At 69.3% G+C, this 15,286-nt stretch carries 12 protein-coding genes; 4 read left to right on the forward strand and 8 right to left on the reverse strand.

Annotation, left to right across the window (positions count from 1 at the left end; all coding sequences use genetic code 11):
* Window positions 1-57: 57 nt before the first annotated feature.
* From ACQZ13_RS26850 to ACQZ13_RS26865, 4 genes are all read right to left on the reverse strand, one after another.
* Window positions 58-735, reverse strand: a complete 678-nt coding sequence (locus ACQZ13_RS26850; RefSeq protein ID WP_431048891.1) for a histidine phosphatase family protein — start codon at window positions 733-735, stop codon at window positions 58-60.
* Window positions 736-1,089, reverse strand: a complete 354-nt coding sequence (locus ACQZ13_RS26855; RefSeq protein WP_431048892.1) for a DUF1840 domain-containing protein — start codon at window positions 1,087-1,089, stop codon at window positions 736-738.
* Window positions 1,090-1,194: 105 nt separating this feature from the next.
* Window positions 1,195-3,360 (reverse strand): putative bifunctional diguanylate cyclase/phosphodiesterase, encoded by a 2,166-nt coding sequence (locus ACQZ13_RS26860; protein ID WP_431048893.1) that lies wholly within the window; start codon window positions 3,358-3,360, stop codon window positions 1,195-1,197.
* Window positions 3,357-4,655, reverse strand: a complete 1,299-nt coding sequence (locus ACQZ13_RS26865) for an HD-GYP domain-containing protein (protein ID WP_431048894.1) — start codon at window positions 4,653-4,655, stop codon at window positions 3,357-3,359. The genes ACQZ13_RS26860 and ACQZ13_RS26865 overlap by 4 nt, the downstream gene beginning before the upstream one ends.
* Before the next feature lie 200 nt (window positions 4,656-4,855).
* Here ACQZ13_RS26865 and pcaF point away from each other — a divergent pair, with 200 nt between their 5' ends.
* Window positions 4,856-6,055, forward strand: a complete 1,200-nt coding sequence (pcaF, locus tag ACQZ13_RS26870) for a 3-oxoadipyl-CoA thiolase (RefSeq protein WP_431048895.1) — start codon at window positions 4,856-4,858, stop codon at window positions 6,053-6,055.
* Window positions 6,056-6,624: 569 nt separating this feature from the next.
* Entirely contained in the window at window positions 6,625-7,461 is an 837-nt protein-coding gene (locus ACQZ13_RS26875; RefSeq protein WP_088407692.1) for an IclR family transcriptional regulator domain-containing protein, read from the forward strand.
* Between the two features lie 77 nt (window positions 7,462-7,538).
* Here ACQZ13_RS26875 and ACQZ13_RS26880 read toward each other — a convergent pair whose 3' ends face one another.
* From ACQZ13_RS26880 to ACQZ13_RS26890, 3 genes are all read right to left on the reverse strand, one after another.
* The gene (locus ACQZ13_RS26880) at window positions 7,539-9,092 is read right to left on the reverse strand and encodes a 3-hydroxyacyl-CoA dehydrogenase (RefSeq protein ID WP_431048896.1); all 1,554 of its coding nucleotides are present in this window, start codon (window positions 9,090-9,092) and stop codon (window positions 7,539-7,541) included.
* An 82-nt stretch (window positions 9,093-9,174) separates the two neighbouring features.
* Window positions 9,175-9,975, reverse strand: a complete 801-nt coding sequence (locus ACQZ13_RS26885) for an enoyl-CoA hydratase-related protein (protein ID WP_431048897.1) — start codon at window positions 9,973-9,975, stop codon at window positions 9,175-9,177.
* 106 nt (window positions 9,976-10,081) lie between these two features.
* Window positions 10,082-10,960 carry a LysR family transcriptional regulator gene (locus ACQZ13_RS26890; RefSeq protein WP_088407690.1) on the reverse strand — a complete coding sequence of 293 codons (879 nt, stop codon included), beginning with the start codon at window positions 10,958-10,960 and terminating at the stop codon, window positions 10,082-10,084.
* Between the two features lie 137 nt (window positions 10,961-11,097).
* On the opposite strand from ACQZ13_RS26890, the gene ACQZ13_RS26895 reads away from it, so the two are divergent.
* A complete protein-coding gene (locus ACQZ13_RS26895; RefSeq protein WP_431048898.1) occupies window positions 11,098-12,060 on the forward strand; it encodes a DMT family transporter in 963 nt (320 codons plus the stop codon).
* 135 nt (window positions 12,061-12,195) lie between these two features.
* Window positions 12,196-14,217 (forward strand): M13 family metallopeptidase, encoded by a 2,022-nt coding sequence (locus ACQZ13_RS26900; RefSeq protein WP_431048899.1) that lies wholly within the window; start codon window positions 12,196-12,198, stop codon window positions 14,215-14,217.
* A gap of 46 nt (window positions 14,218-14,263) precedes the next feature.
* Here ACQZ13_RS26900 and glk read toward each other — a convergent pair whose 3' ends face one another.
* Window positions 14,264-15,262 carry a glucokinase gene (glk, locus tag ACQZ13_RS26905; RefSeq protein WP_431048900.1) on the reverse strand — a complete coding sequence of 333 codons (999 nt, stop codon included), beginning with the start codon at window positions 15,260-15,262 and terminating at the stop codon, window positions 14,264-14,266.
* Window positions 15,263-15,286 lie beyond the last annotated feature (24 nt).

Genomic DNA, 15,286 nt, shown 5'->3' on the forward strand with positions numbered 1-15,286 from the left:
GGCGCTCTTGTCGATGTCGGCGGCCGCCGGCCCTCGTGGGAGCCGGCGATCACGCGCTCAGGCCTTGGCGGTCGCGACCGCTGCGGGGATGAAGCCCGGCACGCCGGGATCATCCAGCGCCAGGCCTTGCAGATGCTGATCGTCGTTCCACCCGACCAGGCTGAATCCCTGCGGCGAATACAGCAGCCGGTTGACGCTGGTGTTGCCCAGGACCCAGCTGCGCGGCGCCTGCAGGTCGATGCGGGTGGCGGCGCGGTACAGGCAGTCCATCACCCCGCCGTGCGCGACGATCGCGATCGTCTGACCCGCATGCGCCGCGGCCAGCTCGGACACGACGGCGATGCAGCGCGCATACAGCGCGGTCAGGCTTTCGCCGCCAGGCGGCTCGAAGTCCGGGTCGCGTCGGCGCCAGCGTAGGGCGTCCTCCGGGAAGCCAGTCTCGATCTCCGTCCAGAGCTTGCCCTCGTGGACGCCGAAGGCGCGCTCCCGCAGGCGTTCGTCGAGTCGCACCTCGAGTCCATGCGGCTCCGCCAGATGCCGGGCAGTCACCGCTGCGCGGTCCAGGTCGCTCGAATAAATCGCGTCGATCGGGTGGTCGGCCATTGCCGCGCCGAGCCGCCCGGCCTGGCGCTCGCCCATCGCATTGAGCGGCAGGTTCAGATGGCCCTGCAGCCGCCCTTCTCTGTTCCAGGCGGTCTCGCCATGCCGGATGGCCAGGATCAGCGTCGGATCCACTCAGACGCCCCAGACCACGTCGGTCCCGGCGCCCTGGGCGGCGCGCATCAGCTCCAGCAGCGGCCACAGGCGCTGGCGCAGCGTGACCTCGGGCTTGGGCGGCGGCTTGCGGCCTTCGGCCTGCGCCTGTTCCGCGGCGCGATCCTGCGCCTGCTGCTCCTCGGCGATCGCCGCCTCGCCGTGCGCGATCAACGCGGCCAGGTCGGACGACTGGAAGATGCCTTGCGGCGCGGGTCCGCGCCCCAGGGCCTGCAGCGCCTGATCGCCATGGGCGGCCAACATGATGACGTCAGCCCCGGCCTTCGACTTGAACTTGTACAGCACATGTGTCTCCCGGCCGTCGACGGCGGCCATCGGCGCATTGTGCCGCCCTCGCGCGGGAGACAGTGGAGAGGTCTCCCGACCCCGCTCCCGAGTGTTCTGCGGGTCGATCCCGATGCGCGACGGACGCGCCGCGGATCAGGTCCCGCGAAGCAGGTGGACGGATGCGCGCGCGGTGCGCGGCGCCGCTGCGGCCTGCTCGCGCGCCAGCTTGGCGGCCTCCGCCTGCGCGGCGATCTGGGCCTGCCGCTCCTCGAAGGCACGCGTCTCCAGCGCGGGTGCGCACAGGAAGCCCTGGTACTCGTGGCAGCCACAGCGCGCCAGGAAATCGCGTTGCGCGTCGGTCTCGACGCCCTCGGCGATGACCTTCAGATTGAGCGCACGACCCATCTGCACGATCGCATTGACGATGCCGGCGTCGCTCGCGTCGCCCGGCAGTCCCTGCACGAAGCTGCGGTCGATCTTGAGGCGCTGGATAGGGAAGCGCTTCAGATAGCCCAGGCTCGAATAGCCGGTGCCGAAATCGTCGATCGACATCAGCACGCCGAGCTCCGACAGCGCCTCCATGCGATGCAGCGCCTCCTCGGCGTCGCGCAGCAGCACGGACTCGGTGAGCTCCAGCTCCAGCAGCGACGGCGGCAGGTCGTAGGCGCGCAGGGCCTGTGCGACCTGCTCGACGAACTGCGTCTGCTGGAACTGCAGGGCCGACACGTTGACCGCCACCGGCACGCGCAGCCCCTTCTGGAGCCACGCCGCGGCCTGCGCCACCGCCTGCTGCAGCACCCACTGGCCGATCGCGACGATGAAGCCGCTCTCCTCGGCCACGGGGATGAACTCGGACGGCGGCACGTCGCCGCGCAGCGGATCGCGCCAGCGGATCAGCGCCTCCGCGCCGACGAGCTCGCCGGTCTCCAGCGAGACCTGCGGCTGGAAGTGCAGCCGGAACTCGTGCTCCTGCAGCGCCTGGCGCATCGCATGGTCGAGCCGCATGCGCGACAGCAGGTCCACGTCCTTGCGCGGCTGGTGGAAGCGGAACGCGCTGCGGCCGCTTTCCTTGACCCAGTGCATCGCGCGCTCGGCGCTGGCCAGCAACTCCTCGGCGCTGGCGCCGTCGCCGGGGAACAGCGCGATGCCGATGCTGCAGGTGACGGTGAAGCTCAGCGTATCGAAGCAGAACGGCCGCGACATGGCCTCCTGGACGCGCCGCGCCGCGTGCTCGGCGCCGCGGGCGTCGGCCTGGTGGATCAGCAGTGCGAATTCGTCGCCGTCCAGCCGCGCGACGGTGTCCACTTCGCGCAGCGACTCCTTCAGCCGCAGCGCGACTTCCTTCAGCACGCGGTCTCCATACGAGTGGCCCAGCGTGTCGTTGATCTGCTTGAAGCGGTCGAGGTCGACGTTGAGCAGCGCGAACGGCGTCGTCTCGCGGCGGGCCATCGCCTGCGCATAGTCCACGCGCTCCATGAGCGCGCGCCGGTTCGGCAGCCCGGTGAGCATGTCGTTGTGCGACAGCTCCTCGATACGCTGGTGCGCGGCCAGCTTCTCGCTGAGGTCGCGGAACGAGTACACGCGGCCGATCGGTCGGCCCCGGCTCCACTGCGGCAGGGAGACGCGTTCGAGGACGCGGCCGTCGATCAGCTTGAGGTTGTCGCTGGTGTGCAGCAGCGGCGATTCCTGGATCGCGCCCAGCCGCATCGCATACGACGCGCCGTCGACGACACTGCGCCGCATCCACGCCTGCACGGCGTCGTCGTTGCGGTCGTTGAGGAGGTCTTCGGGAATGCCCCACAGCGACGCCAGCCGCTGGTTGAAGCTGCGGATCCGGCCGGCGAGGTCGGTGACCAGGATGCCGTCCGCGGTCGATTCGAGCGTGGCGCGGAGTTCGGCGAGCAGCGTCTCGCGCTCCTCGTCATGCTGGCGCTGCTGGGTCTGGTCGCGCATCGCGATCAGCCACAGGCCGTCGCCCTGCGCCTGCGCCACATGGCTGATGCGACGGGAGATCCACAGCATGCGCCCGTCGGCGTGGCGCATCATCGTGTCGGTGTGCAGGCTCTCCCGGCGGCCGATCGCGGCGTCCATCCAGAACAGCGCATCCTCCGGCGTCGACGCCAGCGATTCCACGCTGCTGCCGACCAGGTCCTTCGCCTGCAGTCCGAGCAGCTGCTGCGAGGCCTGGTTGACCGCGACGACGCAGTGGGTGCGCGCGTCCACGAGCCACACCGCCTCCTGCAGGCCGTCGATCAACGGCAGGAACGCGGCATTGAACGCCGCGGGAGTCGCGGCGACGGCTCGGGTCGGAAGGTTCACGCCGCCATCTCCCCGGGGGGCGAGGGCGGCATGGACGTCGGGCCGGCGGACTCGAAGAAATAGGCGATGCGGCTGCGCGGGCTGAGATAGTCCAGCGAGGCGCGCGGCAGCTGCTGCGGCTTGACGCTGCGGCGGATGCCGAGGTCGGGCAGCTCTTCCAGGTTCAGCACCAGCGCCTCGTCGCGCGGTACGCGAGGATCGTGGACCATGACCCGCGGCTTGAGCGGGCGCGATGAGTTGACGGCCACGACCAGCGCGTAGCGGTCGTCGGTCAGTTGCACCGCGGAGCCCGGCGGATACACGCCCATCATCCGGATGAAGGCGTTGAGCATGGTCGCGTCGAAACGGCTGCGGCCTTGCGCGAACATCAGCGACAAGGCCTCGTGCGGCGTCATCGCCTTGGAGCTGAGCAGCGGGTTGCACAGTCCGTCGAAGCGGTTGACCAGCGCCACGATGCGGGCGCCGATGCTCATGCGGTCGGCGTTCAGGCGTTGCGGGAAACCGCTGCCGTCGGCGTGTTCGTGATGCTGAGCGATGATCAGCAGCGGGCCCGCGCCCACGCCCATCTTCTGTCCCAGCACCACGCCCTTGGCGACGTGCTGCTGATAGGCGGCCACCTCGGCGGCGGTGAAGCTGTCGTCGCGATGTCGGAAGCGGGCCGTCAGCTCCATCTTGCCGATGTCGTGCAGCAGGGCGCCCTGGCCCAGGTCCAGCATCTCGTCGCGGCCCAGGCCGAAGGCCCGGCCCAGCAGCATCGCGATCACCGCGACGTTGAGCGCGTGCGCGGTGCCCCGGTCGCCGGCGCCCTCGTTGAGCAGGCGGATGTTGATGTCGCCCTCGACCAGCATCTTGTCCAGCAGCGCGCGGGACAGCGCGGACGAGCGGTCGCGCGCGTCGGTCGGCTCGCGCGGCACCAGGTCCATCAGGTCGCGCAGGGCGGTGGCGGCCTCGGCGTACTGGCGCTCGCAGAGCAGCAGCGCGTCGCGCTGTTCGGCCAGCAGGCGGCGATGGCGCTCGCGCACCTCGTCCTCGACGCTGCGGTGGTCATCGACCACGGCCGCCGCGGTGGCCGGCGCCGGCATCGGCGTCGCCTCCAGCGGCAGGTCGCTCTTGCCCGGACTCCAGCGCACCTGCTTCAGCCCCAGGCGGCGCAGGATCAGCAACTGCTCTTCCGAGCTCAGCTTGAAGCTGCTGAGCGGAAACGGATGCGACATCCAGCCGAGGTCGAGATGGATGAACATCCCCACTTTCAGCTGGTTCACATCGATGAGCGGATCGGCCGATCTGTCCTTCATTCTTGTAGTTCCGCGTCCCGGATCGGGCGCCCTCGTCAGCAGCTTCGGCTGCGGAGGGGCGCAACTTAAATCAAAAGCGCGTCAACCGTACGGCGTTGCGCATGATCCCGCGGGGACCGTGCAACTTGTCACAGGTTTTTCCTGCGCCCCCCTATGATCCCCCGAACCTCGCATTCTCATAAAGATACAGGAGACTTTTCATGCACGCCTTCATCTGCGATGCGCAGCGCACCCCTTTCGGGCGTTACGGGGGCGCGCTGTCGTCGGTCCGTGCCGACGATCTGGGGGCGGTGCCCATCCAGGCCCTGATCGCGCGCCACCCGTCGCTCGACTGGGGAGCGCTGGACGACGTGTTCTACGGCTGCGCCAACCAGGCCGGCGAGGACAACCGCAACGTGGCGCGCATGTCCGCCCTGCTGGCCGGCCTGCCCATCGCCGTACCCGGCGTGACGCTGAACCGGCTGTGCGGCTCCGGCATGGACGCCGTCGGCAGCGCCGCCCGGGCGATCCGCGCCGGCGAGGCGCAGCTGATGATCGCCGGCGGCGTCGAGAGCATGAGCCGCGCGCCTTTCGTCATGCCCAAGGCGGAGTCGGCGTTCTCCCGCGCGAACGCGATCTATGACACCACCATCGGCTGGCGCTTCATCAATCCGAAGATGAAGGCGCAGTACGGCGTCGACGCGATGCCGGAGACGGCCGAGAACGTCGCCGTCGACTTCGGCATCGCCCGCGACGCGCAAGACCGCATGGCGCTGGCCAGCCAGACCAAGGCGCTGGCCGCACAGCGCAGCGGCTTCTTCGATGCCGAGATCTGCCCCGTGACCATTCCCCAGAAGAAGGTTGACGCGGTCGTCGTGCGCCAGGACGAGCATCCGCGCGAGACCAGCCTGGAGGCGCTCGCCAAGCTCAAGGGCGTGGTCCGGCCGGACGGCAGCGTGACCGCCGGCAACGCCTCCGGCGTCAACGACGGCGCCTGCGCGCTGCTGATGGCAGGCGAGGCGGCCATCGCCAGGCACGGCCTGACCCCGCGGGCGCGCGTGCTGGGCATGGCGACGGCCGGCGTCGCGCCGCGCATCATGGGCATCGGCCCCGCGCCGGCGGCGCGCAAGGTCCTCGCGCAGGTCGGGCTGACGCTGGACCAGATGGACGTCATCGAGCTGAATGAAGCCTTCGCGGCCCAAGGCCTGGCGGTGCTGCGCGACCTTGGCCTGCAGGACGACGATCCCCGCGTGAACCCCAACGGCGGGGCGATCGCGCTGGGACATCCGCTGGGCGCCAGCGGTGCCCGGCTGATCACGACGGCGATCAACCAGCTCCACCGCACCCAGGGCCGCTACGCGCTGTGCACGATGTGCATCGGCGTGGGCCAGGGCATCGCGGTCGTCGTCGAGCGCGTCTGAGCTTTCCGGGAGCCGGCACGGACCGGCTCCTTGTCCCTCGTTCATGGCGGCGCCCCTCCGCCTGGGACGAATTGAGGATTACAGCAATCGCCCAGGTTGTCTGACCTCATTTTGGTGCAGCGCGGGAGCGCTGGCCGTGTCTGCCAGGGTTGGGCGACCTATAGCCAAAAGTTGGGGGCGACAGAGAAATAGTCATGGGCGCACGTAGGACCACGTAGGCGCCAATCGCACATCGCGTGTGATACTGACCTCGTTTGATGGCGCATACCGCTCATATATGTAGGGTATGCGGTGACAAGCATGATGTCTGACTATCGACCGCCTGCTTAGCGACCACCCACCGCGGTTTCGCGCACCTTTTTCCCGCTGAACGCCCGTTCACACCGCCCGACGAAGGCGGTGGGGCGTTCTGCGCTGAAAATGCACCAAATTTATGCACAAGCGGGCGATCTGCGGATAAAACATTTGCCCTGGCAAACATTCTTCACAGGGTTGTCCCTATAGTCTTGGACATCACCTGCTTACGCCCAGCAGATTTGGGCGTCAAACGCACGTCGTCCCTCCCCGCCATGTCCGCTGCACGAGCCTTTGATGATGAACTGACCGCGATCCAAGCGGTCGTCCCCGCCCCTGACGCTGAAGTCCGTACCGGTCCGCTGAAGCGCGACCTGGTCGCCGGCCTGGAAAAGGGTCTGGCCGTGATCGAGGCCTTCGATCAGGAACGTCCCAGACTGACCATCAGCGAAGTCGCCGGCCGCACCGGCCTGACCCGCGCGGCCGCCCGCCGCTACCTGCTGACGCTGACCCATCTGGGCTTCGTCTCGCAGGACCGCAAGATGTTCGCGCTGACCCCGAAGGTGCTGCGCCTGGGCCAGAGCTACATGCACTCCGCCCGCCTGCCGCGCATCATCGAACCCGAGCTGCACAAGCTGGCGTACGCGATGAAGGAAGCCTCGTCGGCCGGCGTGCTGGACGGCAACGACGTGATCTGCATCTCGGCGACGAGCGCCGGTCGCGTGGTGTCCCCGACGCTGCAGCCGGGCACCCGCGTGCCGGCCTACTGCACCGGCAACGGCCGCGTGCTGCTGGCCGCGCAACCGCAGGCGGAAGTCGACGCCTTCATCGCCCGCCAGGAACTGACCGCGCTGACCCCGCACACGATCACGCATCCGGAGCGCCTGCGCATCGAGATCGCCCGGGCCCGCGCCCAGGGCTACGCGCTGATCGACCAGGAGCTGGAACAGGGCCTGCGTTCGGTGGCCGTGCCGCTGAAGAACTACAAGGGCGACACCGTCGCCGCGATGGCCATCAGCGTCCACGCGACCCGCATGAGCATGGAGCAGATGGTCGAGCACTGCCTGCCCCCGCTGCTGCAGGCGCAAGCGCACCTGCGCATGCTGCTCTGAGGCTTCGGACGCACAGTGTCGGAGCCCTCCGGCACCAACGGAAAAGCGACCCGCGGGTCGCTTTTTTCATGTGCGCCTCAACCCCAGAGGCGCTGCCGCAGGAGCGGGCTGACGCGGTAGCGCTCGCTGCGATACGCGTCGAAAAGACCGTCGAGCGCGTCCACGACGGCCGGTGCGCCGAGCAGCGCGAGCCATTCGAACGGCCCCGCCGGGTAGTTCACGCCGAGCTTCATCGCCGTGTCGGCGCCGGCCTCGTCGCAGACGCCTTGCCAGACCGCGTCGGCGCCTTCGTTGACCAGCATCGCGATCGTGCGGGCGACGGCAAGACCCGGCACGTCGCGCAGCACGAGCGGCTCCCACCCAAGACGGCGCAGCAGCACTTCGGCATGTTCCCGCGACGCGGCATCGACACGCGAGGCGAAGGCAATGGCCAGCCCCTCGACGCGATCCGGCGCCAGCGGCCAGTCGATCACCGCCAATCCGGGTTGGCCGCGCTCGTGCGCCAGTTGCGAGGCGCAACGCCCGCGCGTGAAGTGCAACTGCAGACCGTCGAGGGCGACGCCGTTCCAGTCCGTCGTGGCGTCGCGCTCAAACGCGACGCCGCGCGTCGTCATCCAGGCACCGAGGCGCTCGACCAGCGCGCCCTGCCCTGCCAGCGTGACCGCCCCGACGTCCGCGTCGGCGGCGGAGGCAGTGATGCTCTCTGCCGGCGACGTCGAGGTGGAGGCCGGCACGCCCTCATAGAAGCCCTTGCCGGACTTGCGTCCCAGTCTCCCGCCGTCGACGAGCGCCTTCTGCACCAGCGACGGCTGATAGCGCTTGTCGCCGAAGTTGGCCTCGAACACCGACTGGGTCACGAGGTAGTTGGTGTCGTGCCCGATCAGGTCCATCAACTCGCACGGTCCCATGCGGAAGCCGGCGCCGCGCAGCGCGCGGTCCAGTTGCGCGGGTGAGCCGGCCTGCTCCTGCAACAGCGCGAGCGTCTCGGCGTAGTACGGCCGGGCGATGCGGTTCACGATGAAGCCCGGCGTCGACCTGGCATGGACGGGCGTCTTGCCCCAGCGACGCGACAGCTGCTCGATCGCCTCGGCGGCGGAAGGATCCGTCTCCGCGCCCCAGACGACCTCCACCAGCTTCATCAGCGGGACCGGATTGAAGAAGTGCATGCCGACCAGGCGGCGCGGCGTCGCCATGCCGTTGGCCAGCGCGGTGATGCTGATCGACGAGGTGTTGGATGCGATCAGCGCGTCGGGCGGCAGCAGCGCGTCGAGCTCGCGCAGCAGCGCCTGCTTGGGCTCGAGCTTCTCGACGATCACCTCGATCACCAGCGCCGAGTCCTTCAGATCCGCGGTCGCGCCGGCCGGCGAGAGCCGGCTCATCACCGCCTCGCGCTCCGCCGCTTCCATGCGGCCCTTGGTCACCAGACCGTCGAGCGCCTTGCCGATCTGCGCGATCGCCGCAGCTGCGGCGCCCTCGCGCAGGTCCATCAGCCGGACCGGGTGGCCGGCCTGCGCCGCCACCTGCGCGATGCCCGCGCCCATCACACCCGCCCCGATCACCGCCACCGGCGCCTGCGCGGCTGGTGCCGTCGCGACGCGCCAGGATCCCGTCGATCCAGTCGATTCCGTCATTGCTGTCTCCGTATTCTTCGCATTCCGGTGTTCGTTCCGGTGCTCGTTCCAGCGATCGTTTCCGTTGCCGTTCCGGGCCGGTTCAATCGGCGCTGGGCACCCAGGTCGCAGGCCGCTTGCCGAGGAAGGCGGCGAAGCCCTCCTTCGCCTCCGCGCCCATGCGCACGCGGGCGATGGTCTGCGCAGTCACTTCGCGGACGTCATCGGTCACGGGGCCGACTTCGAGCTGCGCGAACAGCGTCTTGATCTCCGCCTGCGCCTGCGGACCGTTCTTCAGCAGCTCCGAGATCCAGCGCTCGACGGCGCCGTCGAGGCCACCGGCCGCGTCGCTCTCGACGACCTCATGCAGCATGCCGATCCGCAGCGCTTCGGCGGCAGGGATGCGGCTGGCGGTCAGCGCGAGCCGACGGGCCTCGCGGGGCCCGACCGCGTTGATCACGTAAGGGCCGATCACCGACGGCAGGATGCCGAAGCGGGCCTCGCTGACCGCGAACTGCGCGCCGGCCGCGGCGACGGCGATGTCGCAGGCCAGCGTCAGGCCGACACCGCCGCCCAGGGCCACCCCGTGGACCTTGGCGATCGTCGGTTTCGGGCAGCGCGCGATCCGGTCGAGCATGCCGGCGAAGCGGCGCGCGTCCTCGACGTTCCACGCCTGCGTCGCCTCGGACGCGCGTTTCATCCATTGGAGATCGGCCCCGGCGCTGAAGGCCTTGCCGGCGCCTTCCAGCACGACGATGCGCACGGCCGGGTCCTGGCCGAGCCGCTCGAAGGCGGCGTCGAGGGCCGCGATCATCGCCTCGTCGAAGGCGTTGAACACCTCGGGCCGGTTCATCGTCACGCGGGCCACGCCACGCGCGTCGGTCGATATCTGCAGGGTCTCCACGATGCAGTCTCCGTTGTGATCGCCGGAGTATCGCAGCCCGACCGGTCGGTCGAAAAAGAATCCGGCGGCGGCCTTCAGTCTGGAGATCGGCCGGCGCTTGGCTGGCTCAGTCCCGCCAGACTTCCTCGACCAGCTCCCGCACGGCGGTCAGCGCGTGTTCCTCGGGGCCCTCCTTCTGGAGCCAGCACAGCCAGGTCTCGTCCTGCCAGTGCGGCCAGATCCGCAGTTCCCCGGCGTCGACGGCGGCCTGCGCCTGGTCGAGCCGGAGGATCGCGGCCCCGAGGCCGCTCGCCACCATGCCGCGCACGGCGGCCTCGGTCTCGGCCATCAGGCTGTGCGGCGGCTCGCGGCCGGCGCTCTGGAACAACCGTTCGGCCGCGGCGCGCAGCCCGCAGACCACCGGCGTGCCGATCCAGGGCAACGACAGCAGCGCATCCCGCGACACCGGCCACTCGCGGTCGGCGAAGCGGCGCGGCACCGCGATCGCCAGTTCCATCCGCCGCAGCCGATTGACGATGAGCCCTTCCGCAGTCTCGTTGTCGTGGAGGACGTAAGCGCAGTCGACCTCGCCGCGACGCAGGGCTTCGACGCTCTGCAGCGACAGGCGCTGCATCAATTGCAGGCCAATGCCGGGATGCCGCTCCGCCAGCTTCACCAGCACATCGCCCAGACGCAGCGAGATCGGATCGCTGACCGTCCCCATGCGCAGCACGCCTTGCACGTCGCCGCGGATCTGCGCGGCGGCGTGCCGCAGGCGCTGTGCGGCCTCGAGGGTGCGGCGGGCTTCCTCGGCGAGCTTCTCTCCGGCGGACGTCAGCGTCATGCCGCGCGAGCTGCGTTCGAACAGCTGGACGCCGAGTTCCTCCTCCAGCGCCTTGATCTGCGCGCTGACGGCGGGCACGGACGTGAACACCTTCTCCGCGGCGCGAGTCAGGTTGCGTTCGGCGACGACGGCCAGAAAACTCTTCAGCTGGTACAGCTCCATGGGTCCGGATTCTGACAAGCCGCCGTCGGATCGGCGTTCAGATTCTCAAAACGCCTGTTCCAAAGATGCGCATGGACCGCGTGAAGGGCGGCGCCCAGACTCCGTTCCATCGAAGTCCTGCGAAAGCGAAGGCCGCCATGAGCCTCTCCAATCCCTATGCCGCCACCGTCGCGATGCTGTTCGCGGCCGTCTCGTGGGGCAGCCTGTTCCTCGTCGGCAAGCCGGTACTGAGCCGCCTCGACCCGATCTGGTTCACGGCACTGCGTTATCTGCTCGCAGGCGTCGGCATGACGCTGCTGGTCGTCTTCTTCGGCCAACGGCCCTGGGCGAAGCTCCGCGCCCATTGGGGCACGCTGACGCGCTACGGCGTGCTGGGTTACGGCTTCTTCGGCATCCTGGTACTGGAGGGGCTGAAGCTCTCGCTGCCCTCGCACGGCGCCGTGCTGATGGCCACGATGCCCATGACGACGATCCTGCTGCGCTGGCTGCTCGACGGCCAGCGGCCGGGGATCGCCGTGGCCGGTGCGGCGGTGCTGGCGCTGAGCGGCGTCGTCCTCGTCTCCGGCGTGCTCGGCCGCACGGACGGTCCGCCGCACATGCTGCTGGGCGACGCGCTCACTCTGCTGGGCACCGTCGGCTGGGTGCTCTACACGCGCGGCGCGGCGAAGGTGCCGGACCTCAGCCCGCTCGAATACACCGGCCTGACCGCCATCGCGGCGCTGCCGTGGCAGGTGGCGTTCGCGCTCGTCGCAACCGCGGGGGGCTGGGTCGCCGCGCCTGCGTGGACCGACATCACGCCGGTCGTGCCGCACCTCGTGTATATCGCTGCCGTGCCCACGGTCGCGGCGGTCGTCGCCTTCAACTTCGGCGTACGGCAGCTGGGAGCGTCGCGAGGGACGCTGTTCCTTAACGGCGTGCCGGTGTCCGCGCTGCTGATGAGCGTCGCGCTGGGTCAGCATCCGGCGATGCAGGAATGGATCGGTGCGGCGCTCGTCATCGCGGCGCTCACCTTGAGCACGCGGTCGCCCGCATCCTCCGGTAAAGCGGAGGTAAAGGCCGGGGCGCCGGCGAGGACCGCCACGCGCTGCCCAGCCACTTGATCCGCCTCGCGGCAAGCTGGAAAGTCCCGGTGCGGCGGGCGCCACAGGCGGGCTCATGCCTTTTGTCATGGGCCTGTCTTCTGGCATAGGCTGGCGGCCTCGTCGGGCCCGGCCCGCGCTCAAGAGCTGCTTGCGATGAAGACTGCCCTCCGCCTCACCACCCTCGCCCTGCTGATGCAGCTGGGCGGCTTCGCGATGGCGGCACCGCCGCAATCGGGCCTCGACCTCAAGGGCTACGACAAATCGGTCCGCCCGCAGGACGACCTCTTCCGCGCGGCCAACGGCCACTGGCTCTCGACCACCGAGATTCCCGCCGACAAGTCCTCCTACGGCGCCTTCCACCTGCTGGCGGACCTCTCCGACAAGCGCGCGCGCGCCATCATCGAGGACCTCTCGAAGAAGAAGGCCAAGGGCGGCACCGTCGAGCAGAAGATCGGCGACTACTACGCCGCCTACATGAACACCGCGGCGATCGACAAGGCCGGCCTGGCCCCGGTCAAGCCGCTGCTGGACAGCATCGCCGCGATCCAGACGCGCGAGCAGCTGGCCACCTGGCTGGGCGCGCAGACCGGCGTCGTCGACCTGCCGGTGCCGCTGGGCATCGAGGCCGACTACCAGGATCCCACCATCAACCGCCTGCAGACCTGGCAGGGCGGCCTGGGCCTGCCCGACCGCGACTACTACCTGAAGAAGGACGACGAGCGCCTGGGCAAGGCCCGCGGCGCCTACGTCGACTACCTGCAGACGCTGGCGAAGGCCGCCGGCATCGCCGATCCGGCCGGCAGCGCGCAGCGCGTGCTGGCGCTTGAGGAACGCCTGGCCCAGGTGCAATGGGACAAGGTCGAGCTGCGCGATCCGCAGAAGACCTACAACCCGATGACGCCGGCCGAGCTGGCGCAGAAGGCGCCGGGCTTCGACTGGAACGCCTTCTTCACCGCCGCCTCGCTGCCGGGCCTGGACAAGCTCTCGGCCTCGCAGCCCAGCTACCTGGCCGGCGCCGCCAAGATCCTGAACGAAGCCTCGCTCGACGACCTCAAGCTCTACCTGACCTTCCGCACCCTCGACGCCAACGCCTCGACGCTGCCCAAGGTCTACCGCGACGCGCACTTCGCCTTCCACGGCGCGGCGCTGACCGGCGCGAAGAGCCAGCTGCCGCGCTGGCAGCAGGCCGTGGGCAACGTCAACGGCGCGCTGGGCGAGGCCGTCGGCGAGGTCTACGTCAAGCGCCACTTCCCGGCCGCCGACAAGGCGCGCATGGTGCAGCTGGTCAACAACCTGCTGGCCTCGTACAAGGAGTCCATCGACAAGCTGAGCTGGATGACCCCGGCCACCAAGGCGCAGGCGCAGGACAAGCTGTCCAAGTACATGGTGAAGATCGGCTACCCCGACGTCTGGCGTGACTACGGCGCGCTGGAAGTGAAGGCCGGAGATCCGGTGGGCAACAACCTGCGCGCCTCGGTCTTCGAGTGGAAGCGCCAGGCCGCCAAGGCCAGCAAGCCGGTCGATCGCCGCGAGTGGCTGATGACGCCGCAGACGGTCAACGCGTACTACAACCCGACGCTCAACGAGATCGTCTTCCCGGCGGCCATCCTGCAGCCGCCCTTCTACAACACGAAGGCGGACGACGCGGTGAACTACGGCGCCATCGGCGCGGTCATCGGGCATGAGATCAGCCACGGCTTCGACGACCAGGGCAGCCAGTTCGACGGCGACGGCAAGCTGCGCAACTGGTGGACCGACGACGACCGCAAGGCCTTCGACGCCATCGGCAACAAGCTGGTCGCCCAGTACGAGGGCTATGAGCCCATCGCCGGCAAGCATCTGAACGGCAAGCTGACGCTGGGCGAGAACATCGCCGACCTGTCCGGCCTGCAGATCGCCTACAAGGCGTATCTGCGCTCGCTGGGCGGCAAGCCGGCACCGGTGATCGACGGCTACACGGGCGAGCAGCGCTTCTTCATGGGCTGGTCGCAGGCCTGGCGCGAGAAGGCGCGCGACGAGCGCAAGCTGCAGCTGCTGACCATCGATCCGCACTCGCCGCCGGAGTTCCGTGCCAACGGCGCCGCGGTCAATCATGACGGCTTCCATGAGGCCTTCAAGACCAAGCCGGGCGACAAGATGTTCAAGTCCAGCGAGGACCGCATCCGGATCTGGTGATCAGACCTTCGCCAAGCAGATCGGCCGGGATTCCCGGCCGATTTTCTTAGTGCGTCAGCCCATCCCGATCCAGCGCCCGGCTGGCGCCGAGCAGCGGGGCCTGGTCCGCCTCGTGGACCACGAAGGTCGGAATCGCGCGCAGATACGAGGTCAAACGACCGCAGGTCTCGAAGCGCGTCCGGAACGGGCTGCGATCGAACCACTCGCCGAGGCGGGGCACGATGCCGCCGCCGATGTAGAGCCCGCCGCGTGCGCCCAGCGTGAGGGCGACGTGGCCGGCAATGTCGCCGAGCAGCGCGCAGAACATGCTCAGGACGTCGCTGCTGAACTGCTCGCCCGCCAGTGCCGCTGTGGTGATGGCGTGTGCGCTGCGGCCTTCGCCCGGCGCGAGCTTGAGCCCGCGAAGCTCCGCCAGCGCGGTGTAGAGGTTTTCGAGCCCGGGCCCGGACACGGCGCGTTCCGCCGACACGTGTCCGAAACGACGGTGCAGCAGGTCGAGTACGACGCGCTCCTCAGGCTCGTAGGACGAGAGCGTCGCATGGCCGCCTTCGCCGCCGACGGCAACCATCGAGGTCCCGTCCTCCGACGGCAGCAGTCCCGAAACGCCCAGGCCCGTGCCGGGGCCGACCAAGCCTCGCGCCGCGCCGACGACGGCTTCGCCGCCGCCGACCTTGCGCGTCGACTGCGGTCCGATCGTCGGCAACGCCAGCGCCAGCGCAGTGAAGTCGTTGATCACCAGCAACCGCTCCGCGCCTAGCGCCGATTGCAGCGCCCGCGTGGAGAAGCTCCAGTGGTGGTTGGTCATCCGCACGTGATCGCCGGTGACCGCCGTCGCGATGCCGATCGCGCAGCTGCGCGGCGTCCGCAGGCCCTCGCGATGCAAGTGATAGAAGATCGCGTCCGCGAGCGTGTCGAAGTCCCGGCAGACATACCGCGCCACGTGCTCCAGCGGATCCGCCGCGCCGCCCTGGCTGGCGAAACGCACGTGCGTCGCGCCCACGTCCGCCAGCAGACGCGCCGGCGCCGTCTTTGCGCCTTGTCTCATGCCTTCTCTTCCTTCACCGATGCT

Source organism: Roseateles sp. L2-2 (genome assembly GCF_050613215.1).
In the GTDB taxonomy this organism is placed as follows: domain Bacteria; phylum Pseudomonadota; class Gammaproteobacteria; order Burkholderiales; family Burkholderiaceae_C; genus Roseateles; species Roseateles noduli.

What these genes read in the sequence shown, in the direction of transcription:
- ACQZ13_RS26865 (WP_431048894.1), bottom strand. Translation starts at nt 4,655, where the DNA reads ATGAAGGACAGATCGGCCGATCCGCTCATCGATGTGAACCAGCTGAAA.
- ACQZ13_RS26895 (WP_431048898.1), top strand. Translation starts at nt 11,098, where the DNA reads ATGAGCCTCTCCAATCCCTATGCCGCCACCGTCGCGATGCTGTTCGCG.
- ACQZ13_RS26855 (WP_431048892.1), bottom strand. Translation starts at nt 1,089, where the DNA reads ATGGCCGCCGTCGACGGCCGGGAGACACATGTGCTGTACAAGTTCAAG.
- ACQZ13_RS26880 (WP_431048896.1), bottom strand. Translation starts at nt 9,092, where the DNA reads ATGACGGAATCGACTGGATCGACGGGATCCTGGCGCGTCGCGACGGCA.
- ACQZ13_RS26875 (WP_088407692.1), top strand. Translation starts at nt 6,625, where the DNA reads ATGTCCGCTGCACGAGCCTTTGATGATGAACTGACCGCGATCCAAGCG.
- pcaF (WP_431048895.1), top strand. Translation starts at nt 4,856, where the DNA reads ATGCACGCCTTCATCTGCGATGCGCAGCGCACCCCTTTCGGGCGTTAC.
- ACQZ13_RS26900 (WP_431048899.1), top strand. Translation starts at nt 12,196, where the DNA reads ATGAAGACTGCCCTCCGCCTCACCACCCTCGCCCTGCTGATGCAGCTG.
- glk (WP_431048900.1), bottom strand. Translation starts at nt 15,262, where the DNA reads ATGAGACAAGGCGCAAAGACGGCGCCGGCGCGTCTGCTGGCGGACGTG.
- ACQZ13_RS26890 (WP_088407690.1), bottom strand. Translation starts at nt 10,960, where the DNA reads ATGGAGCTGTACCAGCTGAAGAGTTTTCTGGCCGTCGTCGCCGAACGC.